This is a genomic window from Bradyrhizobium arachidis, from assembly GCF_015291705.1.
Lineage (GTDB): Bacteria > Pseudomonadota > Alphaproteobacteria > Rhizobiales > Xanthobacteraceae > Bradyrhizobium > Bradyrhizobium arachidis.
Window position 1 is genome coordinate 6,328,846 of sequence record NZ_CP030050.1, and the last position, 23,030, is coordinate 6,351,875.

Below are 23,030 nucleotides of genomic sequence, written 5' to 3' on the forward strand. Positions count from 1 at the left end.
CATCATCGCTCGCAGCGGCATGGCTCCTTACACTCTTCAGGTCGGAATTGCGGCCGCACCGCCCGCCGCCTCCGCGCGCTGCCGCTCATAATCGGCCCGCGGCATCGGCACGGCCTTGGGATTGCCGAGATCGTCGATGCTGATCCGGTAGGTTTCCCGCGCGGTGACCGCCGCCAGCGCCGCGATGACGGTGATGCCGAAAGCGATCGCCCCGACCGTCAAGGGAATGTTGGCCGAGCCGGGAGGCGCCACGGTCGCGAACAAGGCCGGGAGCAACGCGGTGATGGTCGTGCCGATGTTCTGCGAGATCGCCATTGCCGACACGCGGGTGCGGGTCGGAAACAGCTCCGGGTAGAAGCTCGGGAAGATCGCGTTGTAGCCCTGGTAGACGACGCCCCACATCAACAGCGACAGCAGGATCGCGAGCGGCACGTTTCGGATGCTGATGGCATAGAGGTAGCCGAACGCGAGCAGACCGGAGAGCAGCGCGCCCACGATGATCGGAGGCTTGCGGCCGACCTTGTCGGAGAGATGGCCGACGAAGGGAATGACGAACACGGCCAGCATGTTTCCGAGCACCGGGATCCAGAGATAGACGTCCTTGGCGAAACCGATGCCGTAGGCGGGCTGCACCGCGTAGGCCGCACCGAAGATGGTCGCAACGACGGGGATGACGTTCATCAGCGCCATGCAGATCACCCTGAGCATGTCGCGCCAGCTCAGCTTGATGGCCTGGACGATGGGCGCCCGCGGCGTTTCCCCCCGCTCGCCCTCGCGGGCAAAGGCCGGGGTCTCGTCGACTTCGCGGCGAATGATGTAGCCGGCGACGATGACGAAGAAGCTGAGCAGGAACGGGATCCGCCAGCCCCAGCTGTTGAAGGCTTCGGTCGGCATATAGGCCGCCAGCGGCAGGAACACGGCCGCCGCCAGGATCTGTCCGGCCTGCACGCCCTGGAGCGCGAAGCTCGCATAGAAGCCGCGCCGTCCGAACGGTGCGTGCTCCAGGATCATCGAGCTGGCGCCGGAGATTTCACCGGCCACGGCAAAACCCTGCACGAGGCGGAGGATGACGAGCAGGATCGGCGCCAAGATGCCGACCTGCTGATAAGTCGGTAGAAGCCCCACCGCCATGGTCGAGATGCCCATCAGGAACATGCAGACGATGAGCACGGTCTTGCGGCCATGGGTGTCGCCCCAATGTCCGAGCACGAAGGCGCCGATCGGCCGGGCCACGTAGCCGACGCCATAGGTCGCCAGCGATGCGACGATGGCAACCGTGGGATTGTCCGACGGGAAGAAGATTTGCGGGAAGATCAGCGAGGCGGCGGTGGCGTAGATGAAGAAGTCATAATATTCGAGAGCCGAACCGATCCAGCCGCTGGCAGCAGCCTTCCTGGACTGACTCGTCTGACGGGTCGCGGTCATCTCAAAATTCCTCCACTGGGTTTTTCTGACGTCCCGCTGCCGGGCTTCTTGGAGCAATTGGGCAGCACTCTCCGCCCGCTCTGCGAAAGCTTCGCGAGCGCTTGTCACTGCCGATAGGTGTCTGATTGGTCGCGACAATAGGCTATCGCTGGGCTAACACAATTACCCAGTTATGCGAGAAACCTAACATGATGTTATTTGCACGCGAAGGCTCACCCCCCACAGCATGGGCGCGGACCGACCCAACAAGCTGTTACAGAGAGATCAACTCAGGCTGATTGAAGGTATGGCGAAAGACGCCGATCAGACTCAGCTCGGCTATCAGCACACCCATTCATCGCCATTTCCGCGGCGGCCCCGGCGCGGCACCGGCCGGTTGACTGTCGTCGTGCAGTGCACGCCATCCGCGGCTTCCAGTCACACAGGACCAGCAAACGCGCAGTCAGGCAGTGTGGCCGGGATCGACCTGCTTCGGCGTCTTCTTGTCACGCTGAGGCGTCATCTTCGCCGGGTCAGGTGCGTTGGGCACACCTCGGGGGCCCAACTGATCACGCTGGATGTCGTCTTCGGACCGTGAAGGTTCGACGCCGTTCGGCTCACGAGGCTTGCTCATCATGAGCTCCTTGTTTTTTGCGGGTCCGCTGTCGGACGCCTCAAATTCCCAGCGCGTTCTCGCCGGCGTCGCGGCCGGGCACGCTGACATGGACTTCGTGGCCCTCACGCAGCGCCAGGGACGCTGCCGCGACCGCCGACTCGAATGCGGCTTCCTTGGTGGCATATCTGCTCTTGACGTCGCCGTCGTGCAGCACGCCCCATTCGTCCTGCACCGGCACAATCGCGTATTGAGCAAGGCCCATGGTCTCCTCCTCCAGCTCTTTCCAATCCGTGTCTATCGCTGCGTGAGCTGCGGGTGCGCGGCAGTCACGCGCCACACCGTGTTGCCGCTGTCATCCGCGACCAGCAGCGCACCTGATTTGTCGATGGCGACGCCGACCGGGCGGCCACGCGCGTGGTTGTCGTTGTCGACGAAGCCGGTCACGACGTCCTGCGCCGGGCCGCTCGGCTTGCCGTCCGCGAACGGCACGAACACGACCTTGTAGCCGTTCAGATTCTGCCTGTTCCAGCTGCCGTGCTCGCCGACAAAGGCACCGCCCCGATAGGCGCTCGGCAGGCTGGTGCCGGTGGTGAAAGCCATTCCGAGCGGCGCGACATGCGAGCTCAGCGCGTAATCAGGCACGATCGCCTTGGCGACGAGATCCGGTCGCTCCGGCTTGACGCGGGGATCGACGTGCTGGCCGTAATAGCTGTAGGGCCAGCCGTAGAAACCGCCGTCCTTCACCGACGTCATGTAATCGGGCACGAGATCGGGACCGAGTTCGTCGCGCTCGTTCACCACCGTCCAGAGCACGCCGGTCTGCGGCTCGAAGCTGAGGCCGTTCGGATTGCGCAGGCCGCTTGCAAAGATCCGCCAGCGCCCGCTGGCGCGGTCGACCTCGAGGATGGCGGCGCGATTGTGCTCGGCTTCCATGCCGTTCTCGGTGATGTTGCTGTTGGAGCCGACGCCGGCATAGAGCTTCGAGCCATCGGGGCTCGCGACCAGACTCTTGGTCCAGTGGTGATCGATCGGACCGCCCGGCAGCTCCGTCAACACCGTGCCCGGCGCGGTGATCTTGGTATCGCCTTCCGTGTAGGGATATCTGACGATCGCGTCGGTGTTGGCGACGTAGAGGTCGTTGCCGACCAGCGCGACGCCGAAGGGCGAATTGAGGTGATCGAGGAAGACGCTCTGCGCATCAGGCACGCCGTCGCCGTTGCTGTCGCGCAACAGCGTGATGCGATTGCTCGATCCGGTATCGCCGCCCGATGTCGCCCAGGACTCGACATAACCCATCACGATTTCCTTGGGCCGCTTGATCGGCGCGGATTTCGGCGCCTTGGATTCCACCACCAGCACGTCGCCGTTCGGAAGCACGTAGAGGAAGCGCGGATGCTGCAGGCCGGTAGCAAAGGCCTTGGCCTGGAGCCCCTGCGCAACAGTCGGCGTCTCGTCCTTCTTCCAGCCGACGATGCGCGCGATATGCATCGGCGGCAGCAGATATTGCTGGATGTCGGGCAGCTTCGGGTTGGCGCCGATCTGCGCCTTGGGATCGCCGCTGCCGTCATTGCACCCCGCGAGGCACAGCAGCGACGAGCATACAAGCGCGTGGGCAATTGAGAATTTCATCGCGCAACTCCTACGCCGTGGCGGTACACCATGGCCCAGCCGAGCCAACCAGTGACGGGCAGGATCAGCACGGTGATCGCCGAGAGGATGAGCCCGGTCGGCCACACCGAGGTCCAGGCATCGCGCGTGTGGATCAGCAGGTTGAAAATCGCCAGGATCAGTGCCACGGCGTTGCCGATCAGATGCGGCCAGGCCGGCGGCTGTGCCCGCACCAGGCGGTTGCCAAGGAAATCGGTCAGGCCCGCGATCGCCGCGAGCACGCCGAAGATGACGCCGACGACCAGGAGCCAGGCGGAAAAATTCGCCCACATGATCTCGGCGCTGACGACATAGGCGATGTCGGTCAAGAGCGCGCCGATGAAGCACGCAATCGGGATCGGCACCAGCATTGGATGAATTGGATGGCCTGCGATTTGCGCGGTGGAGCGCACGCGCACAGCTTCTTGCACGGTTGGCCTCATGTGGCTTTCGCCCTGCCCGACCGGCCAACTCGTGCTTGCAGCGAAGGTTCCTACACCTGCGCAGTCATGCCAGGCCGGCCAGATAGGCCGCATAGGCGCGCTTCAAGCCATCGTGAAGCGAGGTGGTCGCGCGCCAGCCGAGCCCATTGAGGCGGCCGACGTCGAGCAGCTTGCGCGGCGTGCCATCGGGACGCGAGGTGTCGAAGCTGATCTCGCCGCTGTAGCCGACGATCTCGGCCACGACACGCGCGAATTCGGCGATGGCGATATCCTCGCCGGTGCCGATGTTGATGAGCTCAGGCCTCGAATAGGTCTTCATGAGGTACACGCAGGCATCCGCCATGTCGTCGACATAGAGGAACTCGCGCCGCGGCGTGCCGGTGCCCCAGACTACGACATTCGTCGCGCCGGACACCTTCGCCTCGTGGAAGCGGCGGATCAGGGCGGCGACCACGTGGCTCATCTCAGGATGATAGTTGTCGCCGGGGCCGTAGAGATTGGTCGGCATCACGCTGATGAAATCGCTGCCATACTGGCTGCGATAGGCCTCCACCATCTTGATGCCCGCGATCTTGGCAATCGCATAGGGCTCGTTGGTCGGCTCCAGCGGGCCGGTCAGCACGGAATCCTCGCGCAGCGGCTGAGGCGCCAGCTTCGGATAGATGCAGGACGAGCCCAGAAACATCAGCTTCTCGGCACCGTTCTGGTGCGCGGCGTGGATCACGTTGGCCGCGATCGCGATGTTGTCGTAGATGAACTCGGCGCGCAGCGTGTTGTTGGCGACGATGCCGCCAACCTTGGCGGCGGCAAGGAAGATCACCTGCGGCCGCACGCGCGCGAACCAGTCGAACACGGCGGCCTGGTTGCAGAGATCGAGCTCGCGGCGGTCCACCGTGACGAGCCTCGCATCCTCCCGTTCGAGCCGGCGCACCAGCGCGGCTCCGACCATGCCGCGATGGCCGGCGACGTAGACGCTTTTGCCTTTCAGCTCAAACGCTGTGCTTGCCACGGCCGGCGTCCCGTTTCGCGTCCGCCAGATCGCTCGCTACCATCTCCTCGACGAGTTGTGCAAACGTCCGCTTCGGCTTCCAGCCGAGCACCTGGCGCGCCTTGCTGGCGTCACCGACCAGGAGATCGACCTCGGTCGGGCGGAAATAGGTGGGATCGATTCTCACCACGGCCTTGCCGCTCGTCTCGTCGACGCCGGTTTCGTCGACGCCCTGCCCTTGCCACGCGATGCGGCGGCCGACCTGCGCAAAGGCCAGTTCGACCATCTCGCGCACCGAGCGCGTCTCGCCGGTGGCGAGCACGAAGTCATCAGGCTTGTCGGCCTGGAGGATCATGTGCATGCCTTCGACGTAGTCCCTGGCATGGCCCCAGTCGCGCTTGGCTTCGAGATTGCCGAGATAGAGCGTGTCCTCGAGGCCGACTTCGATGCGGGCGACGGCGCGGGTGATCTTGCGGGTGACGAAGGTCTCGCCGCGGATCGGGCTCTCATGGTTGAACAGGATGCCGTTGCTCGCGAACATGCCGTAGGCTTCGCGGTAGTTCACCGTGATCCAGTAGCCGTAGAGTTTGGCGACGCCGTAAGGCGAGCGCGGATAGAACGGCGTGGTCTCCTTCTGCGGGATCTCCTGCACGAGGCCGTAAAGCTCGGAGGTCGAGGCCTGGTAGAACCGCGTCTCCTTCTCCATGCCGAGGATGCGGATGGCCTCCAGGAGGCGCAGCACGCCGATGGCGTCGGCATTGGCGGTGTATTCCGGGCTCTCGAAGCTGACGGCGACGTGGCTCTGGGCAGCGAGATTGTAGATCTCGGTGGGGCGGATCTGCTGCATCAGGCGGATCAGATTGGTCGAATCCGTCATGTCGCCATAGTGCATCAGGAACGGCACATTGCCGACATGCGGGTCCTGGTAGAGGTGATCGACGCGCGCGGTGTTGAACGAGGACGAGCGGCGCTTGATGCCGTGCACGACATAGCCGAGCGACAGCAGATATTCGGCGAGATAGGCGCCGTCCTGGCCGGTCACACCGGTGATGAGAGCGATCCGCTCGGTCATATGGCCCTTAAGCTCCCGGCGGCCACCCGACACGGGCGGTCCGCGCGTACGTGGCATCCGTCGATTTGACGCCCTTCTTGGACAGAACGGCCGTCAGCGTCAACTCGTATGGGACCAAAGGGGGATTTGGAACGGGCGAAGGGACTCGAGCCCTCGTATCCAGCCTGGAGGACAGGCATTTCCGAGGGCAAAAACAGTCACTTAACCTCATCGAGAACTGGCACGATCGCCGCAAAGCGACGCATCTTGCTTTGCTTAAGAGCAAGGGCGGGCTTCTCGATCAGGAACCAAGATGCCGCGGCAAAGGAGAGACCGATTCCGTAACAGGCCGGGTAAAGCCACCAATGTCCTTTGATGCCGAGACCAAGGAACACGGATACGCCGAGCATGTGCCACAGGTAAAGGCCGTACGACAGATCGTTCCCGTGAAGAAGCGTGGCACAGCTCTTCGCGGTATATGCGAGAGAAATGACAGTTGCGCCCATTACGACGACCCGCACCAGGGTGATGATGTTCGGCTCCATTTTGTATTCAAGCTTGATGGGCTCCCCGAGAGCTACGACGGAAACGACAATCAGGAAGAGATACCCCGCCAGCCAGAACAGAGCGCGCCCTTCAAACCATCGGCTGATGTGCTCCCACCACAGGCGAATGAGAACGCCGATGCCGAAGATCCAAAAGTATGGAGTCACGAGTTCGTTCAACGCGGGGTGCGCCTGGGAAAATGCATCGTCAGTCACATGCGCGATCGAAAACGATCCAATCATCAAGATTGCAATGAAAAGCGATCCCGCTTTCTTGGATACCGCTGCAAGGCTGAGGACAAATGGTAGAACTACGTAGAACGATAGCTCCACCGTCAGTGTCCAGAGCACCCCGCTCGGGTACCCCTGGAAAAGCCACGACTGGGCGTAGATCGCGTCGGGAAACACCGTCCCGGCGAAATGAATCGAGGCGGTCGGCAGGTAGACGATGAGATGTTTCGCGTAGGCCCAGGCGGTCGTGCTGATGCCGCCTGTCGCACCAAAGACGAGTTCGAGGACGAGGAGATTCACGATGAGCGCGGGGTAAATCCGCACGGCTCGCTTCCAGGCGAAAGACGTCACGCTGGTGCTGCGCAAATATGAATCCGAGACCAGAAAGCCGCTGATCACGAAGAATACTGCAACTCCCGGAAATTGTAGCAGCACCTCGAACAGTCCGGCTTTCGGCAGGAGCAGATGCCCCGAACTGTGCATGAATACGACCTGACAGGCCGCGAAAAGTCGCAACAGATCAAAATTGTTCCTGCGGTCCATCATGTCTCCATCCACGGCAACTTAAAGCGCTTCGGCCGGGGAAAGAAGGGGACATTTGTTCGACCAGGCAGACCATCGTCCGCATAGAACTTGGGGATGCGCCGAGCGCGGCGAATGCGGCCCGCCAGCCCCGGCCGATCAGGGCTGTCCGAACCGGAAGTTCACGCCGACCGTCGCCATATGGACCTGGCGGCTGGCATCGACGAAGAACGAGGCGCCGTCGGTGTTGCGCGTGTAACTCGCGCGGTGGGCACCGACATCGATGTAATTGTATTCCGCGAACACCGACCAGTTGCGCGTGAGGAGATATTCGAAGCCGGCGCCGACGGTCCAGCCGAAGTCGCTGCGATCGGGCGTGGTGTAGGACAGGATGATTCCGAGCGCGGGACCGGTGCGGTCATCATGCGTCCGCACCCACGCGGCACCGCCCTTGAGATAAAGCAGAGCCTGCGGGGCGACGGTGTAGCCGACCCGGCCGGTCGCCGTCGCGAGCCACGAGATCTTGCTCGTCCAAACCAGCGGGAATGCGTTGATGGGGTCGAGATGGCTGCCCTTGATGTCGGCGGCGTCGAACATCGCCTGGGCGCCAAACACCCAGTTTCCGGTCTGGTAATCGCAGCCGACCTGTCCGCCGCCCACAACGCCCGAGCCATTGTTAGAACCGAGGCTGCTGCCGTTGAAAGCTCCTTGCGTGGGGTCGTCGACCCGATAGCCGGTGTGCGCCCAGCCGCCGCCGACATTGCCGCCGACATAGCAGCCCGTCCAGACAAAGGGGACCGGCACTGGTGCCTTGTAGATCGGTGCCTTGGCGGCCATGTCCGCGGCCAGAGCAGGAGCGCTCGCGACCGCAAGCGCCGCAACGAGACCAAAGCAAAGCTTTTTCATTTCAACCTCGGTTCAAGTATCGGCAGGATCATACCCGCCTCGGGAACCGAAGGCTGTTGCCGCACGGCCACGATGACCGGAATGCATGCGGCAACCGTGCATTGAAATTGGACTGGAGCGTCATAAGGAGGACTGGAGCGGGTGAAGGGAATCGAACCCTCGTATTCAGCTTGGAAGGCTGCTGCTCTACCATTGAGCTACACCCGCATCGGTCGATCACCTAACACGGCCGGTTGGCGGTCTCAACTGCCGCTGGCCGGTCTTTCCCGCCTCTCGACCGGGCATGTTCCCCTCTCCTGGCCCTGCCCCTTAACGACAAAGCGGTTTCGCCCTATATTGAGGGTCCCGAAACCAACGAAAGGAGGTGATCCAGTGTCTTATCTCAAGCGCTGTCACCTCGCTGGGATCGCCCGCTAAGCTCTAAGGCTTGGCATCGGGGCGCTCTCAGCCCTGGACCAGCGAGCAAGAAATCGGGCGCGACGGGGCTTTCCCGCCGCGCCTTTTCTTTTGAGTCTTTGCCTCGGGAGGGCCGGCTCAGATGGCGCGGAGCCGCTCGCGCACCGCCACGGCGGCGATCAGGATGCCGACGCACCAGGCCATCACCGCCCGGTGCGGCTCGTCGCCGAGCAGCACGGTGAAGACGCCCGCGAGCAGGCACGGGGCGATCGCCTTGCTGGTCCGGCTCGCGAGCGAGAGCAGGAACGGCATTGCGGCGATCGATATCTGCAAGAGGTTCATTGGCGCGCGCCAGTCGTGGCGTCGGGCTTAGAAGCCGCAGACGTTCAGGGCGCGCGGCTGCTTGCCGCGGCGGCTTTCGACGATGCGCTCGCCGCCGTTCTCGGCGGAGCTGCCGTAATAGCGGTGATGGCCGCTCTGGTCGTGCAGATCCGCCGGCTCGGCCTTCCCCGCCCGGCGCGCGTCGCAGATGATCTTGATGGTCGACATGGCCGCCTCCGAAGTGTTCTTGGTGGCCATCAGTCGCGCCGGTTCCGGGCGGCGTTCACACCTCCGAGCGGCAATCGGGTTTCCGGACGGTTTCGTCGCCGGCCCCGCGATGCAATATTTTCCCCAGCGCCATTGTCGGCGCAGGCTGTGGTGATACGTCCTTTGGACGGCGCGCGCGCAGTAGAAATCAACGAGGTGACGATGCTTTACGCCATCCTGGCCTACCATGTGGAAGACGAGGTCCTGTCCTGGTCGCCGGAGCAGGACGCTGCGGTCGTGGCCAAGGTCATCGCGGTGCAGGAACCCATGAGGGCCAGCGGACTGCTTGGTCCGGCCGCGCGCCTCGACGAGACCCGAAAGGCCCGCACCTTGCGCGGCCCCGGCGCCGGCATGGTGCTGGACGGTCCGTTTGCCGAGACCAAGGAGCAGCTCCTGGGCTTCCACCTCGTCAACTGCGCCGGGGATGACGAGGCCGTCGCGGCGGCACGGAAGCTGCGTGAGGTCAATCCGACCGCGGTCTACGAAATCCGCCCGGTCATGCTTTACGTCCCAGCCGACGGGTTCGGCGCGACGTCGGGGTGACCCGCGCGCGCCTTACGAAGCCTGGTCCGCCGGCGCGGCATAGAAGCGCCGGATCAAAATCCCGCCGAAAGCGATGAACCAGAGGAAGGGTGCGATGTGCGGCGCGAACGCCGCCACGATCGTGCCCGGAATGAACACGAGCAGCGGAAACAGCGAGGCCATCGTTTCACGCCGCCAGCCGCCCAGGATCGTCCACCACAGCCAGGCATTGAGGCCGGCGATCGCGGTCAAATGCAGGCCGTAGAGCACCGCCACCGCGCTGCTCATGGCGTAATTGGTGTAGAGGCCGTTGGTCACCGGCAACAGCACGATCGAGAGCAGGAAGAACAGATTGAGGATCACCGCCCCGCGGGTGCCGACCGCCTGGCGCGCCAGCCGGCGGTGATGGCTGATCCAGAACAGGCCGGCGATGATGAAGCTGAGCGCAAAGCCCGCGAGCTTGCCGGAATAGGCCTGGGCGAGATCGCTCCAGCCGGGCGCGCTGGTGAACACCGTGGCCCTGGGCAGGTCATAAGCGAGCAGCGTCATGGCGACGCCGAAGATGGTATTGCTGAGCGATTCCAGCCGCCGCATCTCGAACTGGTCGGGCTTGAGCTCGGTCATGCCGGTGCGTGCTTTTGGGGCTGGAACCTTGGGCTGCGTTGTCCCTAGGACTTAACACCGGTTCCGTCCAGCCGCATTGCGATTCGCGTTGGGATCGCCGACTCTGTCGCCTTTCACCGGGGCGATTCGTGGCGACATATCTGGACACGCTCAATGCGGAGCAGCGCCGCGCCGTCGAGCATGGCGTGGCCGACGGCGCGACCGTGGGCGCCCCCCTGCTCGTCATCGCCGGCGCGGGCTCCGGCAAGACCAACACGCTGGCCCATCGTGTCGCGCATCTGATTGTCGCGGGCGCCGATCCGCGCCGCATCCTCCTGATGACGTTCTCCCGCCGCGCCGCGGCCGAGATGGCCGGCCGGGTCGAGCGCATCGCGCGCAAGGTGCTTGGCGAGAACAACGCCGCGATCATGCGCGATGCCCTGACCTGGGCCGGTACGTTTCACGGCATCGGCGCGCGGCTCTTGCGCGAATATGCCGAGCGGATCGGCGTCGATCCCGCCTTCACCATCCACGACCGCGAGGATTCCGCCGACCTGATGAACCTGGTGCGGCACGAGCGCGGCCTGTCGAAGACCGAGAGCCGTTTTCCGGCCAAGGGCACCTGCCTGTCGATCTACTCGCGCTGCGTCAATGCCGAGATGGAGATCGAGAAGGTGCTGGGGCAGCATTATCCCTGGTGCGCCGGCTGGGCCGCGGAGCTGAAGGGCCTGTTCGCCGCTTACGTCGAGGCCAAGCAGGCCCAGCACGTGCTCGATTACGACGACCTCCTGCTCTACTGGTCGCAGATGATGGGCGATGCGCTGATCGCCGAGGAGATCGGCGGCCGCTTCGATCACGTCCTGGTCGACGAATATCAGGACACCAACCGCCTGCAATCCTCGATCCTCCTGGCGCTCAAGCCCGACGGGCGCGGGCTCACCGTGGTCGGCGACGACGCGCAGTCGATCTACTCGTTCCGCGCCGCGACCGTGCGCAACATCCTGGAGTTTCCGCAGAGCTTCTCGCCCCGCGCGGAGATGATCACGCTCGACCGCAATTATCGCTCGACGCAAGCCGTGCTGGCGGCGGCCAACGGCGTCATTGGTCTGGCGCGCGAACGCTTCACCAAGAATCTCTGGACCGACCGCAGCGCCGGGCAGAAGCCGCAGCTCGTCACGGTTCACGACGAGGCCGACCAGGCCCGCTACATCGTCGAACAGGTGCTGGCCAATCGCGAGCAAGGCGCGCTGCTCAAGCACCAGGCGGTGCTGTTCCGGACCTCCTCGCATTCGGGCCCTCTGGAAATCGAGCTCACCCGCCGCAACATCCCGTTCGTGAAGTTCGGCGGGCTGAAATTCCTCGACGCCGCGCACGTCAAGGACGTGCTGGCCTTGCTGCGCTTTGCCGAAAATCCGCGCGACCGCGTCGCCGGTTTCCGCATCCTGCACCTCTTGCCGGGCATCGGGCCTGCGACCGCGCAGCGCGTGCTCGACCAGATGGCGGAGAGCACCGACCCGCTGCACTCACTCAGCCAGCTTCCGGTGCCGCCGCGCACGGGCGCGGACTGGACCGACTTCGTCCGCACGACCCAGAATCTGCGCTATTCGGAATGGCCGGCCGATCTCGAGCGCGTGCGGCTCTGGTACGAGCCGCATCTCGACCGCATCCACGAGGATTCCGAGACCCGCCGCGCCGACCTGATGCAGCTCGAGCAGATCGCGAGCGGCTATGCTTCACGCGAGAAATTCCTGACCGAGCTGACGCTCGATCCGCCGGATGCGACCAGCGACAAATCAGGTCCGCCGCTCCGCGACGAGGATTATCTGATCCTCTCCACCATCCATTCGGCCAAGGGCCAGGAGTGGAAGTCGGTGTTCGTGCTCAACGTCGTCGACGGCTGCATGCCGTCCGATCTCGGCGCCGGCACCAGCGCCGAGATCGAGGAGGAGCGCCGCCTGCTCTATGTCGCGATGACGCGCGCCAAGGACGATTTGCATCTCGTGGTGCCGCAGCGCTTCTTCACCCACGGCCAGCAGGCCAAGGGCGACCGCCACGTCTACGCCTCGCGCACCCGCTTCATCCCGGAGCAGCTGGTCTATCTGTTCGAGCGCACCGCCTGGCCGAAGGCCGCCGCGGGCGCGGCGCGCACCGCGGCGCAGGGACCGAAGATCGACATCGGGGCAAAGATGCGCGGGATGTGGCGGTAGTTACGCTTTTTTGACGCGTTTTCTTTACGCGAACCGGTATCCACTTCGCTTGAAAACGCTCTAGGCGTTCAGCCTGTCGAACTGGACCTTGCCCGCCTTCATCACCATTGGGATGTGCTCGCCCTGGCCGAGCAGGCAGGCGACATCGCGCAGCGGATTGCCGTCGACCACCAGCAGGTCCGCGATGGCTTCGGGCGCGATGCAGCCGAGCTTGCCCTCCATGCCGAGCACCTCGGCGCCGATCAATGTCGCGCTGGCAATGACGGCGCGCGGGCCGAGGATCTCGGCACGAATGCGAAACTCATCGCTCTGCAGGCGCTGGGACGGTCCGAGCAGATCGCTGCCGAACCCCATCTTCACGCCGGCGTCGCGATAGATCGCGAGCGAGCGCAGGCCGGCGTCGCGAACATCGGCGATCTTGGCCACGCTCTCCGGTGGCAGGCCGTATTGGGCGCCTTCGTTGGCCAGCGCCTCGTAGGTGACGAGGGTCGGCACCACATAGGCGCCCTTCTCGGCCATCAGGCGGGCGGTCGGAGGATCGACCAGATTGCCGTGCTCGATGGTGCGGACGCCGCAGCGAACCGCGCGTTCGATGGCGGCAGCGGTATAGGCATGCGCGAGCACGTAGGTCTGCCGGCCCCGCGCTTCCTCGACGATGGCGCGGATCTCGTCCTCGGAGTAGCCGAAGGCACCCACCGGGTCGGTCGGCGACGCCACGCCGCCGGAGGCCATGATCTTGATCTGGTCGGCCCCCATCTGCAGTTCTTCGCGCGCCGCCCTGCGCACGCCGTCGACGCCGTCGGCGACGCGCGCCAGCGCGCCGACGCGCACGCAGCACGGACACGGCGCGTCGCTCGCCAGATAATCCGAGCGCGCCCGCATGTCGCCGTGGCCGCCGGTCTGGCTGAGTGCGCGGCCGGAGACGAACAGGCGGGGGCCATCAGTCAGGCCGGTGTCGATCGCCTGCTTCAGCGCATGGCCGGCGCCGCCGGCATCGCGGACGGTGGTGAAGCCTCGCCGCAGCATCCCGCGCAGCAGCAGGGTCGAGCGCAGCGTCACCAGGACGTTGGGCATGTGCACCTGCTGCGCCAGGTTGAGCTCGACGGCGATGGCATGCACGTGAAGATCGATCAGGCCGGGCATCAGCGTCTTGCCCTTCAGATCGATGGTGCGATCCGCAGCGGCCTGGATCGGGCGGTCCGAGACCTCCTTGATCAGGCTGTCTTCGACCAGCACATGGTGCCCCTCCAGCAAGTCCGGCTGAAGCGGATCGAGCAGTGCGGCGTTCTTGAAGAGGATGCTTGGCATCGCGACAGTCCTGTCAGAGATCGGCCGGCGCAAGCAGCGCCGGCAAGGTGAGCTGGGCAAAGGGAAGGCACGCGGCGACATCATCTTCGCCGTACCAGCGCGCCTCGTGAAGCAGATTCAGCGAGCCGAGCGTGCGCCCGCGCCAGCGCACGGGCATGTTGAGCACACTCTCGCAGCCGAGCGAAGCGATCAGCTCGTGATCGGAGAAGACGCTGCGCAGATCATCCCGCGTGCGGCCGATATAGGCCTCGCCGCGGTCGAGCACGGCTTCGGTCCACGGCCCCGGCGCGAGGCGCTTGCGCCCGCCGGTCGGGTAAGGTCCGGGGAGATTGGAATAGATCCGCGCCGCTTCGCCGCTGTTGCCATCATAGGTCAGGATCGTGAACAGCTTGTGCCCGATCGCCGACTTCACGGCCTGGTCCAGCGCCGCGAACAGCGCATCCGGCTGGTCCGCCCTGCCCTGCGCCGCCGCGACGGCGCAGAGGAGCGGATCGGCCTTGGATCTCGTCCGCGTCATGCCACCTCACCCGCCGCGATCTCTTCCAGCGAGCGGCCGCGCGTCGGCACGCCCATCAGCACGACGGTGACAGCTCCGAGCAGCAGCACGGTGGTGGTGACGCCGAACACGCCGCCAAAGCCGAAGTTCGGATAGAGATAGCCAACCAGAATCGGCGAGACGATCGCGCCGATACGGCCGATCGCCGACGCAAGGCCTGCGCCCGTGGTCCTGACCGGCGTCGGGAACACCTCGGCGGTGTAGGCATAGACGCCCGCATAGGTACCGTTCATGAACAGCGACAGGAAGATTCCCGCCGCCATGATCTGCTGGTCGCTCTGCGCGAAGGCGAGCCCGAGCGCACTGACGCCGCCCAGCACCATGTAGGTCGCGATCGTCGCCTGCCGGCCAATGCGCTCGTTGAAATACGCGGCGCTGAAATAGCCGGGGATCTGCGCACAATAGATCGCGATGGAATAGGCAAAGCTCTTGGTGATGCTCATGCCGTTCTGGACCAGCAGGCCGGGGATCCAGACGAAGAAGGAATAGTAGCTGAAGGTGATCGCAAGCCACATGATCCAGGTCATGATGGTGATGCGCGCCTGCCGGCCAGCGAGCAGCGCGGCGAAATTGGCGAGCAACGTCCCGCCGGCGGCCGGCACTGTTGCTTCGACGACCGGCTGCGGCAGGACATGACCCTCGCGCGCAAAGCCCGCCTCGATCCTGTCCAGCAAGGCTTCGGCTTCCTTGCCCCTGCCCCGGCTTTCGAGCCAGCGCGGCGATTCCGGCAGCGACCGGCGCCACCACAGCAGCATGACGACCGGGACTGCGGTGATCACCAGCACGATACGCCAGCCGTTGTCGGAGGTCGGCACGATGAAGTAGCCGAGCAAGGCCGCGGCAACGAAGCCGAAGGAGAAGAAGCCGGCCAGAGCCCCGGTGAAGCTGCCGCGGTAACGCCGCGCCACGAATTCCGCGAGATAAGGCGCGATGATCGCGCTTTCCGCGCCGGTGCCCATGCCCGCCACGACACGGGCGGCGAAGAAGGAAGGCCATGTGTCGACCGCCGCGCTGACGATGGAGGCCGCGCAATACAGCGCCAGCGCAGACATCATCACCGCGCGCCGGCCGATCAGGTCGCCCAACGTGCCCGCCAGCAACGCGCCGAACAGGAAACCGATATAGGTGCTGCTGCCGAGCACGCCGATCTGGACGCTCGACAGATTCCAGGCCGTGCGCAGCACCGGCAGGATGAAAGCCAGCACCGCCGCGTCCATCGCGTCGAACATGTAGCCGAGCCCGCCCATCAGCAGCAGATGCGTGTGGAAGCGTGCGAACGGAAGGCGCTCAATGCGCGCCGATATCATCGACATGAAAGTCCCCCTGATTGTCACGGGCCCGGCGCGCCGCTCGGGTGCGAACCATAGACAAAGCAATATTATCGTCATAATTTATAATCATGATCTGATATATCACTGTGGTGAATGTTCGTGTCGTTCCGCGCACTCGACCTCAATCTCCTGAAAGTCTTCGAGGCGCTGATGACAGAGGGCAGCGTCACGCGCGCGGCGAATGCGCTGCGAATGACCCAGCCGGCGGTGAGCAACGCGCTGACGCGGCTGCGGGACGCACTCGGCGATCCCCTGTTCGTGAGATCCGGCACCGGCATCCGCCCGACCCAGCGCGCCGTGGTGCTGTGGGAGCCGATCGGCGAGGCGCTGGAAAGCGTGCGCGGCGCGCTTGACGTGCAGGTGTTCGATCCCGCACGTGCGCAGACCGAATTCAGCCTGTCGATGTCGGACTACGTGTCTTCGCTGGTGATGCCGAACCTGCTCGGCCATCTCGGCAAGATTGCGCCGAAGTCGCGCGTCCACACCGTGCCCAATACCGTCATCGAAATCGCCGACCAGCTCGAGGACAACAGGGTCGATTGCGTGCTCAGCGTCTATGTCAACGAGGCGCAGCAACCGGCCGCCATTCGCTCGCGCTTGCTATGGACCGTCGAGTATGCCTGCTTCATGCGGCGCGGTCATCCGCTCGCCGCCCAGAAACGGCTGAGCACGCGGACCTTCCTGAACGCGGGCCATGTCGACGTGAGCCTCGCGGGCAAGACCATGCCGTCCTACGACCTCTTCCTCGCCTCGCGCGGCCTGTCGCGCAACCTGGTCGCGACCGTCAATCACTACAGCGCCGCCTACGAGGTCGTACGCCAGTCCGACCTGATCGCCGTGCTGCCGAGCGACCTGCGCTCGCAATCCCGCCATGCGCCATTCCTGCATGCCATGCCGCTTCCGCTCAAGGCGCCGCCGCGCATCGTCAGCCTGTTCTGGCACCAGCGCAACGACACGGTGCCGGCCCAGCGCTGGCTGCGCGAGACCCTCGTCGAGATGTTCGCCGAGTCCGGCTGAGCACGCGCGCGGGGCCCAATGCGCTCCAAAGAGGAAACGGTGCGTTTCTCGCGGCAACATTGTCGCACGGGCCGCCGCGGCCTAGCTCCACCCCAAACAATCCCTTCCACCGTGACACGCGCAAGCTGCGCCCATAGAGACCTCATCGATGACCGCACCGCTCGAATTCGGACTGGATACTTTTGGCGACGTCACCAGGGACGCCTCCGGCGCCACGCTTGCGCATTCACAGGTGATCCGCAACGTCGTCGACGAAGCGGTGCTGGCGGACGAGCTCGGCCTCGATTTCATTGGGCTCGGCGAGCATCACCGCTCAGATTTTGCGGTCTCCTCGCCCGAGACCGTGCTGGCTGCGATCGCATCGCGCACGAAGCGCATCCATCTCGGCTCGGCCGTGACGGTGCTGAGCTCGGACGATCCGATCCGCGTGTTCCAGCGCTTTGCGACGCTGGATGCGCTCTCGAACGGACGCGCCGAGGTGATCCTCGGGCGCGGCTCGTTCACCGAATCCTTCCCGCTGTTCGGCTTCGACTTACGCAAATACGAGGAGCTGTTCGAGGAGAAGCTCGACCTGTTCGCCGCGCTGCTGCCGCAGCAGCCGGTGACCTGGCAGGGCAAGCTGCGTCCGCCGCTGAAGGATCAGCTGGTCTATCCGCCGGTCCAGAACGGCCGGCTCAAGACCTGGATCGGCGTCGGCGGCAGCCCGGAATCGGTGGTGCGCGCCGCCCATTACGACCTGCCCTTGATGCTCGCCATCATCGGCGGCGATCCCGCGCGCTTTGCGCCTTACGTCGATCTCTATCACCGCGCCTTCAAGGAGTTCGGCCGCCCCGCGCAGCCGATCGGGGTGCACTCGCCCGGCTACGTCGCCGAAACCGACGCGCAGGCGCGCGAGGAGCTGTGGCCCGACTACAAGGCGATGCGCGACCGCATCGGCAAGGAGCGCGGCTGGCCGCCAATGGGCCGCGACGAGTTCGTCAGCGAGGCCGAGCACGGCTCGCTCTATGTCGGCTCACCGGAGACGGTGGCGCGGAAGATCGCGAAGACTGCCAAGGCGCTTCGTATCTCGCGCTTCCAGCTGAAATATTCCGCGGGGCCATTGCCGCACGAGAAGCTGATGAAGAGCATCGAGCTCTATGGGCGGAAGGTGGTGCCGATGGTGCGGGAGATGATGGAGTAGCGATCGAGGCAGCCGCTACTTCATCAGCCCGAGCCGGCTCGCGCCGACATAGAGCGAGAGCACCGCGGCATTCGAGACGTTGAGGCTCTTGATCTCGCCGGGCATGTCGAGCCGCGCCACCACGCTGCAGGTCTCGCGGGTCAATTGCCTGAGGCCCTTGCCTTCGGCGCCCAGCACCAGCGCAAGCGGCTCGCGCAGTGCGACGTCCGAAAGGTTCTCGGTGCCCTCGCTGTCGAGGCCGACAGTCTGGAAGCCGCGTTCGTTCAGCGCGGTCAGCGCACGGGCGAGGTTTTGCACCGTCACCATCGGAACCAGCTCCAGCGCGCCCGAGGCGGCTTTCGCCAGCACGCCGGTCGCCTCCGGACTGTGGCGCGCGGTGGTGACGATCGCCTTGACCGCGAAGGCCGCGGCCGAGCGCAGGATGGCGCCCACATTGTGCGGATCGGTGATCTGGTCGAGCACCAGCACCATGCCTTCCTGCTTCAGGGTCTCGATATCAGGCGAAGGCAGCGGATCGGCTTCCGCGAGCAGGCCCTGATGCACGGCATCGGGCGACAGCAGACGGTCGATCTCCTGGGGCCGGACGATCTCGGGCGCAACACGGGTCTCGATGTTGTCTTCCGCGAGCCGCCGGGCGGCGTTCTCGGTCAGCGTCAGCTTACGGATCCGCCGCGCCGGATTAGCCAGCGCCATGGTGACGGTGTGCCAGCCGTACAGGATGACGGGCCCGTCGGGTCCCGAATCGCGGTCGCGCCAGGACGGGCGGCTGGCCGATTTTCCGGGCCGGTTGAAGGGCTTAGCCCCGCCACGCGGGCCTTTCGGTGCAAATTTTCGATCCTTCATGGGCTCGCTTGTGTCACGGGTCCCGGAATATGGCAATTTGGGTGCGAATGGAGGCGATTTTAGCTGTTCGCCTCGGTTGACTTTGCCCCACCGCTTCGCCCATAAACGCGCCCGGTCGCGCCCCCATCCGGGCTGTCGCGGCCTTCACGTTCCATGGCCGTCTTCGGTCCGCCGGCAAGGTCCGGCCCGATTGTGCTGCCGTCGAGCGGGGGAGTGTCCCGAGTGGCAAAGGGAGCTGACTGTAAATCAGCCGCCTCATGGCTTCGCAGGTTCGAGTCCTGCCTCCCCCACCAGCCTTCGCTCGCTTCGCGAGCTTCGGCCAGGCAAGCCATCCCAGCTCAACATAAAGCGAAGTGAACGAAGGCTGACGCGCCGCAGCCGACAGGCGTAGGCGGGCCATCACAACGCTGTACGGTTCACGCGCAAAAACAAAACGCCTGCCCGCATCGCGCGGACAGGCGCCTCGTCAACTCGACCGATCAGAGATCAGTAATAGCGGCGCAGCACGCGATGGCCGCCGTAGTAGTACGGCGCGTAGCGATGGGCGTAGCCGTAGCGCGGACCATAGCCGTAATGCGTGCGCGGCAGGTAGCCGTAGCGCGGGCCGTAGCCGTAGCGATACGGACGGTAGTACGGGCGGTGATAGGGATAGGCGGCGGCGCGATAGCCATAGCCATAGCCGTAATTGGCGGGCGCAACGACCGCGTCCTCACGATAGGTCGGATACGGCGCGAAGGCGCCCGGGCCGGTATAGGTCGGGCCCTGGTTGACGTAATAGTACTGCGTGGTCGGCTCGGCGAGGCGCTCAAAGGCGCCATAACCGTATCCATAACCACCGCAGCCGGTGTTGCAGCCGGAATAGACCGGTGCGACCGGCGCGCAGGTGGTGAAGCCGCAGGCCGCGGCAGGCGCGGTCGCGACGAACATCACGGCAGCCGCCGCGACCAGTCCCGAAATCATTTGACGCATTACTCTCTCCTGTTGAATTCCGTCTTTTGGATTTTGACGTTTCTTAACCCGGCGGCCTGCCGGGAATGTTTGCACGCGGCCGCGGCCGATGAGGCCGCGGATGGCCGTTGAACTCGGGCGCGTAGATCACCGGCGGCGGATCGACCGGCACGTCCATCTGCGCCGGCAGCGGCGCCGATTGCGCGCCCCAGCTCTGGTGATAGCTCTCGGCGGGTTTTGGCAATTTGCGGTTCGCGGGCGGCTCGACCTCGAGCCGGCCATAGCCCGGGCGCAGGCCCAGCGTCGGATAATAATGACCGACGTCGTCGGGCTGCCGCTCGGCGATATAGCGCCCGCCATAGATGGTCGGCTGCACCTGGACGTTCTTGCCGAGGCCCCAGACACCTTCGACGACGCTGTAGGACGCGTCGATATTGTTGATGATGATCGGCACGCCGGGACGGCCGGGCACGACGATGTCGAAGCCGCCGCCGGCCAACGCCGTCGCGGGCAGTCCGATCAGAAAGGCGGCGAGCGCCATGGCGCGCATGAGGAGGTCCCGGTTATCCGGAACACAACCTAACCGATCGTGACACCGAGAGGGTTAAGGCCCGCTCACCAAATTCCGGTAAGCCTAATGTGTAAGGATTGTGCGCCGCTCAAATGCTGCAAAGCGGGCTAGCGAAGCGTTAACGGCGATCCACCGGCCGCCCCAACGACGAACGCCGAGACCATGCGGATTGCTGGCACGAACTGCACATCCTCTGCGGGTTCACGTCGATGTGACGCAACCCACACGAAACTGCGGAACCACCCCATCACCGGCACGCTTAGCAACCGTTGCAACCAACATGGAGTCAATGCCATGACGAGCCTGAAACTGATCGGCGCGGCCGCGATAGCCGCATCCACACTTGCAGGCCCTGCAATGGGTCAATCATCCATCACCAATCCCGCCGCCTGCGAATCCATGTTCGCCAGCGCCAATTGCCTGAATGCGGGCGCCGGCAGCCCCTATGCCACCAGTCGCCAGGAGCGGCAATATCGGAGGACGGCCTATCGGCAGCAGAACCGCAACGACAGCGGCTTCTGGCCGGTCGACACCGCAGGCGCAGTTGCGGGCGCTGCCGTCGGCACCGCTGCAGCCGTAGCTACGGCGCCGTTCCGCGGCTGGGGCAACTCCTATGCCTATGACACTTCCGGCGGCTATAACGGCAACTACAATCGCGGCGAGATGGGCTGGTACGGCAACTGGGATACCTACGCGGCCCGCAACGGCATCGTTTGCCGGCCCGGCACCTGGGTGAAGGGCGAGGACGGCCGCCGGCACATCTGCCAGTAACACATCTGCCAGTAAGGCGTCTCAATCGCGCGCGACAGAGCAGGCGGCCGAAAGGCCGCCTGTTTCCTATCCGCGATGCGCGTTGCGGGTTCTGGCACTTCCCGAGCAAGTCTGGTAATGCGGCGCGCGGGCGGGCGAACGCTCCGGCCCATGCCGGGCCCCGCCCCGGTTCCTCGGCGTCGCCGGCTTAGCTCAGCGGTAGAGCAGCGGTTTTGTAATTAGAATTCGGCGAATTTGGCGCTGTTTGGCTCGATCTTATCGCAATGATTTTAGCGGTGAAATTGCTGTTGATTCAGTAGTTTATAGTTCCGTTGAGCATCGGCTCGTGTATGGTTCGGTATGCCTCTATAAGGCCGCCGGAATTACCCGGCCGGTTACCCGGACAAACCGATGCTCCCCGCACAACACAAGCGCGCCGCTGCATTCATCAAGAATTTGAAAGCTACCGATGCCCGTCAGGAACTACCTGACGACGCTGTGAGCGGCCTCTACCTCATTGTGCAGCCCTCTGGAGCGTTGTCCTGGGCGGTTCGGACCAAGCTGGACGGCAAGGCCGCCAAAGTCACCCTAGGCCGCTATGACGAAGAAGGCTCAGGCCTAGAGCGGATCGACCGACCGTCCAGCAAGCAAGTTCTAAACGTCACCGAAGCGCGGGCATTGGCCGAACGCGTGAAGGCTGATGCAAAACGCGGGCATGATCCACGCCAATCGAAAACCGAGCGCTTTAGCCTCGAATACTGGTTTGATGAATTCTTGAAAGCCGCCCGCTCAACCGGGTTCAAAGGCCGCCCGGTCAAAGCATCCACAGCGGACGAATATGACCGCATCATCAAAACGGACATCAAGCCGCATTGGAAGCACGTCACGGACATTCGAGCACTCGACTATCGCGACGTTGAAAAGCTGATCGACAAACTTGATCCCGGTGCGCGACGAAACGCGTTTGCGCTCTTGTCTACATTCTTCCGTTGGAAAGCCGTCATTCGCATCATCGGCCGCAACGTGATCGAACTTGCCCACTCGCCTCCTAAACCGCAAAGCCGCGACCGTGTTCTTTCACACGATGAAATCAAAGCTGTGTGGAACGCCGCAACAGCCTGTGACTATCCATTCGGGGCATTGGTCAAACTGCTCTTGTTGACCGGTCAGCGACGCGACGAAATCGCGAACCTGAAATGGTCCGAACTGTCTGACACGTTCGATACAATCACGTTCGAAGGATCGCGCACTAAGAACGGACGCGCTCATATTGTGCCGCTTCCGCAACTGGCAAGCGCGATTATCAAGACGCTGCCGCGAGTGGCAATATCACCCGACAAAATGTCCGATTACGTTTTCACAACGATCGGCACCACACCATTCAGCGGCTTCTCTAACGGAAAGATTGCCCTCGAAAAGCACTACAAACCGGCATTGCCGGATTGGCACCTCCATGATTTGCGTCGGACGGTTTCAACCGAACTCGCAAAACTACGCGTAACACAGGAAGTGACTGAAGCGATTCTGAACCATAAAACGGGCAAAGTCAGCGGCGTAGCAGCGATCTACAATCGCTATGAATACGCCGATGAAAAGCGCGAAGCCTTGAACCTATGGGCAGATCGCTTGCAGGAAATCCTCATCGATCGTCCACGCCCAAGGCTTGTTGTGTCTCAAGGATGAACTGGGCCGTCTACTTATTAACCGGCTGGCCGCCTGATGTCCGCTCAGCCCCCAACAGCGGCGGAAAAGCGGACATCTCCCGAGGTCGTTGAAGGGCCATTTGCGGAACTTGCTGCACGTCCGAACCTTCCAGCTCGCGGGAAACAATCTCGCCAGCCTCCAATGACCCCCGTC

General features: G+C 64.2%; 24 protein-coding genes and 2 tRNA genes. 7 read left to right on the forward strand and 19 right to left on the reverse strand.

Translation table 11 applies throughout. The annotated features are described in order from the left end of the window. Positions 1-36 precede the first annotated feature (36 nt). From WN72_RS29570 to WN72_RS29625, 12 genes are all read right to left on the reverse strand, one after another. Entirely contained in the window at positions 37-1,425 is a 1,389-nt protein-coding gene (locus WN72_RS29570) for an MFS transporter (RefSeq protein ID WP_027564436.1), read from the reverse strand. Between the two features lie 442 nt (positions 1,426-1,867). Next, entirely contained in the window at positions 1,868-2,038 is a 171-nt protein-coding gene (locus WN72_RS29575) for a hypothetical protein (RefSeq protein ID WP_167336494.1), read from the reverse strand. Positions 2,039-2,078: 40 nt separating this feature from the next. Beyond that, entirely contained in the window at positions 2,079-2,282 is a 204-nt protein-coding gene (locus WN72_RS29580; RefSeq protein WP_092220800.1) for a hypothetical protein, read from the reverse strand. A 32-nt stretch (positions 2,283-2,314) separates the two neighbouring features. After that, positions 2,315-3,649 (reverse strand): PQQ-dependent sugar dehydrogenase, encoded by a 1,335-nt coding sequence (locus tag WN72_RS29585; protein WP_092220801.1) that lies wholly within the window; start codon positions 3,647-3,649, stop codon positions 2,315-2,317. Next, entirely contained in the window at positions 3,646-4,098 is a 453-nt protein-coding gene (locus WN72_RS29590) for a DUF2231 domain-containing protein (protein ID WP_092220805.1), read from the reverse strand. The genes WN72_RS29585 and WN72_RS29590 overlap by 4 nt, the downstream gene beginning before the upstream one ends. Positions 4,099-4,174: 76 nt before the next feature. Further along, a complete protein-coding gene (gene fcl, locus WN72_RS29595; RefSeq protein ID WP_092220803.1) occupies positions 4,175-5,119 on the reverse strand; it encodes a GDP-L-fucose synthase in 945 nt (314 codons plus the stop codon). Further along, complete coding sequence (gene gmd / locus WN72_RS29600; RefSeq protein ID WP_028146247.1) at positions 5,100-6,170, reverse strand: GDP-mannose 4,6-dehydratase; 1,071 nt, start codon at positions 6,168-6,170, stop codon at positions 5,100-5,102. The genes fcl and gmd overlap by 20 nt, the downstream gene beginning before the upstream one ends. A 197-nt stretch (positions 6,171-6,367) precedes the next feature. Further along, on the reverse strand, positions 6,368-7,471 hold the full coding sequence (locus tag WN72_RS29605) for an acyltransferase family protein (RefSeq protein ID WP_035729581.1): 1,104 nt from the start codon (positions 7,469-7,471) through the stop codon (positions 6,368-6,370). Between the two features lie 135 nt (positions 7,472-7,606). Next, positions 7,607-8,353 (reverse strand): outer membrane protein, encoded by a 747-nt coding sequence (locus tag WN72_RS29610; protein WP_035729578.1) that lies wholly within the window; start codon positions 8,351-8,353, stop codon positions 7,607-7,609. 133 nt (positions 8,354-8,486) lie between these two features. Next, positions 8,487-8,560, reverse strand: a tRNA-Gly gene (locus WN72_RS29615). 327 nt (positions 8,561-8,887) lie between these two features. Next, positions 8,888-9,091, reverse strand: coding sequence for a hypothetical protein (locus WN72_RS29620; RefSeq protein WP_092220719.1), 204 nt, complete (start codon positions 9,089-9,091; stop codon positions 8,888-8,890). A 27-nt stretch (positions 9,092-9,118) separates the two neighbouring features. Continuing rightward, positions 9,119-9,298: a hypothetical protein gene (locus WN72_RS29625; protein ID WP_092220754.1), complete on the reverse strand. Its 180-nt coding sequence runs from the start codon at positions 9,296-9,298 to the stop codon at positions 9,119-9,121. 201 nt (positions 9,299-9,499) lie between these two features. On the opposite strand from WN72_RS29625, the gene WN72_RS29630 reads away from it, so the two are divergent. Then, entirely contained in the window at positions 9,500-9,880 is a 381-nt protein-coding gene (locus WN72_RS29630; protein WP_167381194.1) for a YciI family protein, read from the forward strand. Between the two features lie 12 nt (positions 9,881-9,892). On the opposite strand, the gene WN72_RS29635 is transcribed toward WN72_RS29630, so the two are convergent. After that, a complete protein-coding gene (locus WN72_RS29635; protein WP_092220721.1) occupies positions 9,893-10,483 on the reverse strand; it encodes a TMEM175 family protein in 591 nt (196 codons plus the stop codon). A gap of 128 nt (positions 10,484-10,611) precedes the next feature. On the opposite strand from WN72_RS29635, the gene WN72_RS29640 reads away from it, so the two are divergent. Beyond that, entirely contained in the window at positions 10,612-12,669 is a 2,058-nt protein-coding gene (locus WN72_RS29640; protein WP_092220723.1) for an ATP-dependent helicase, read from the forward strand. Positions 12,670-12,729: 60 nt separating this feature from the next. Here WN72_RS29640 and WN72_RS29645 read toward each other — a convergent pair whose 3' ends face one another. From WN72_RS29645 to WN72_RS29655, 3 genes are read right to left on the reverse strand one after another with little or no spacing between them, the layout of a single operon-like run. After that, positions 12,730-13,977, reverse strand: coding sequence for a metal-dependent hydrolase family protein (locus WN72_RS29645; RefSeq protein ID WP_092220725.1), 1,248 nt, complete (start codon positions 13,975-13,977; stop codon positions 12,730-12,732). A gap of 13 nt (positions 13,978-13,990) precedes the next feature. Beyond that, positions 13,991-14,494, reverse strand: coding sequence for a GAF domain-containing protein (locus WN72_RS29650; RefSeq protein WP_092220727.1), 504 nt, complete (start codon positions 14,492-14,494; stop codon positions 13,991-13,993). After that, positions 14,491-15,846, reverse strand: coding sequence for an MFS transporter (locus WN72_RS29655; RefSeq protein WP_092220729.1), 1,356 nt, complete (start codon positions 15,844-15,846; stop codon positions 14,491-14,493). The genes WN72_RS29650 and WN72_RS29655 overlap by 4 nt, the downstream gene beginning before the upstream one ends. A 111-nt stretch (positions 15,847-15,957) precedes the next feature. On the opposite strand from WN72_RS29655, the gene WN72_RS29660 reads away from it, so the two are divergent. Together WN72_RS29660 and WN72_RS29665 are read left to right on the forward strand one after the other, a co-directional pair. Then, positions 15,958-16,881 (forward strand): LysR family transcriptional regulator, encoded by a 924-nt coding sequence (locus WN72_RS29660; protein ID WP_092220731.1) that lies wholly within the window; start codon positions 15,958-15,960, stop codon positions 16,879-16,881. Positions 16,882-17,029: 148 nt separating this feature from the next. Next, positions 17,030-18,061: an LLM class flavin-dependent oxidoreductase gene (locus WN72_RS29665; protein ID WP_092220733.1), complete on the forward strand. Its 1,032-nt coding sequence runs from the start codon at positions 17,030-17,032 to the stop codon at positions 18,059-18,061. 15 nt (positions 18,062-18,076) lie between these two features. Here the strand turns inward: WN72_RS29665 and rlmB are convergent, their stop codons facing one another. Beyond that, positions 18,077-18,904, reverse strand: a complete 828-nt coding sequence (gene rlmB / locus WN72_RS29670) for a 23S rRNA (guanosine(2251)-2'-O)-methyltransferase RlmB (protein ID WP_027559998.1) — start codon at positions 18,902-18,904, stop codon at positions 18,077-18,079. Positions 18,905-19,111: 207 nt separating this feature from the next. On the opposite strand from rlmB, the gene WN72_RS29675 reads away from it, so the two are divergent. Beyond that, positions 19,112-19,197: transfer RNA gene (locus WN72_RS29675), tRNA-Tyr, on the forward strand. Positions 19,198-19,390: 193 nt separating this feature from the next. Here the strand turns inward: WN72_RS29675 and WN72_RS29680 are convergent. Continuing rightward, positions 19,391-19,873 carry a hypothetical protein gene (locus tag WN72_RS29680; RefSeq protein WP_092220739.1) on the reverse strand — a complete coding sequence of 161 codons (483 nt, stop codon included), beginning with the start codon at positions 19,871-19,873 and terminating at the stop codon, positions 19,391-19,393. Positions 19,874-19,916: 43 nt separating this feature from the next. Beyond that, the gene (locus tag WN72_RS29685) at positions 19,917-20,402 is read right to left on the reverse strand and encodes a hypothetical protein (RefSeq protein WP_092220741.1); all 486 of its coding nucleotides are present in this window, start codon (positions 20,400-20,402) and stop codon (positions 19,917-19,919) included. Positions 20,403-20,717: 315 nt separating this feature from the next. Between WN72_RS29685 and WN72_RS29690 the strand changes: the two genes are divergently transcribed. Then, a complete protein-coding gene (locus WN72_RS29690; protein ID WP_092220743.1) occupies positions 20,718-21,194 on the forward strand; it encodes a hypothetical protein in 477 nt (158 codons plus the stop codon). A 390-nt stretch (positions 21,195-21,584) separates the two neighbouring features. Then, positions 21,585-22,856, forward strand: a complete 1,272-nt coding sequence (locus WN72_RS29695; protein WP_092220745.1) for a tyrosine-type recombinase/integrase — start codon at positions 21,585-21,587, stop codon at positions 22,854-22,856. Positions 22,857-23,030 lie beyond the last annotated feature (174 nt).

Excerpts from the sequence above, each read along its gene's own strand:
- WN72_RS29570 (WP_027564436.1), bottom strand. The coding sequence starts at position 1,425 with ATGACCGCGACCCGTCAGACGAGTCAGTCCAGGAAGGCTGCTGCCAGC.
- WN72_RS29575 (WP_167336494.1), bottom strand. The coding sequence starts at position 2,038 with ATGAGCAAGCCTCGTGAGCCGAACGGCGTCGAACCTTCACGGTCCGAA.
- WN72_RS29580 (WP_092220800.1), bottom strand. The coding sequence starts at position 2,282 with ATGGGCCTTGCTCAATACGCGATTGTGCCGGTGCAGGACGAATGGGGC.
- WN72_RS29585 (WP_092220801.1), bottom strand. The coding sequence starts at position 3,649 with ATGAAATTCTCAATTGCCCACGCGCTTGTATGCTCGTCGCTGCTGTGC.
- gmd (WP_028146247.1), bottom strand. The coding sequence starts at position 6,170 with ATGACCGAGCGGATCGCTCTCATCACCGGTGTGACCGGCCAGGACGGC.
- WN72_RS29605 (WP_035729581.1), bottom strand. The coding sequence starts at position 7,471 with ATGATGGACCGCAGGAACAATTTTGATCTGTTGCGACTTTTCGCGGCC.
- WN72_RS29610 (WP_035729578.1), bottom strand. The coding sequence starts at position 8,353 with ATGAAAAAGCTTTGCTTTGGTCTCGTTGCGGCGCTTGCGGTCGCGAGC.
- WN72_RS29620 (WP_092220719.1), bottom strand. The coding sequence starts at position 9,091 with ATGAACCTCTTGCAGATATCGATCGCCGCAATGCCGTTCCTGCTCTCG.
- WN72_RS29625 (WP_092220754.1), bottom strand. The coding sequence starts at position 9,298 with ATGTCGACCATCAAGATCATCTGCGACGCGCGCCGGGCGGGGAAGGCC.
- WN72_RS29630 (WP_167381194.1), top strand. The coding sequence starts at position 9,500 with ATGCTTTACGCCATCCTGGCCTACCATGTGGAAGACGAGGTCCTGTCC.
- WN72_RS29635 (WP_092220721.1), bottom strand. The coding sequence starts at position 10,483 with ATGACCGAGCTCAAGCCCGACCAGTTCGAGATGCGGCGGCTGGAATCG.
- WN72_RS29645 (WP_092220725.1), bottom strand. The coding sequence starts at position 13,977 with ATGCCAAGCATCCTCTTCAAGAACGCCGCACTGCTCGATCCGCTTCAG.
- WN72_RS29650 (WP_092220727.1), bottom strand. The coding sequence starts at position 14,494 with ATGACGCGGACGAGATCCAAGGCCGATCCGCTCCTCTGCGCCGTCGCG.
- WN72_RS29655 (WP_092220729.1), bottom strand. The coding sequence starts at position 15,846 with ATGTCGATGATATCGGCGCGCATTGAGCGCCTTCCGTTCGCACGCTTC.
- WN72_RS29660 (WP_092220731.1), top strand. The coding sequence starts at position 15,958 with ATGTTCGTGTCGTTCCGCGCACTCGACCTCAATCTCCTGAAAGTCTTC.
- WN72_RS29665 (WP_092220733.1), top strand. The coding sequence starts at position 17,030 with ATGACCGCACCGCTCGAATTCGGACTGGATACTTTTGGCGACGTCACC.
- rlmB (WP_027559998.1), bottom strand. The coding sequence starts at position 18,904 with ATGAAGGATCGAAAATTTGCACCGAAAGGCCCGCGTGGCGGGGCTAAG.
- WN72_RS29680 (WP_092220739.1), bottom strand. The coding sequence starts at position 19,873 with ATGCGTCAAATGATTTCGGGACTGGTCGCGGCGGCTGCCGTGATGTTC.
- WN72_RS29685 (WP_092220741.1), bottom strand. The coding sequence starts at position 20,402 with ATGCGCGCCATGGCGCTCGCCGCCTTTCTGATCGGACTGCCCGCGACG.
- WN72_RS29690 (WP_092220743.1), top strand. The coding sequence starts at position 20,718 with ATGACGAGCCTGAAACTGATCGGCGCGGCCGCGATAGCCGCATCCACA.
- WN72_RS29695 (WP_092220745.1), top strand. The coding sequence starts at position 21,585 with ATGCTCCCCGCACAACACAAGCGCGCCGCTGCATTCATCAAGAATTTG.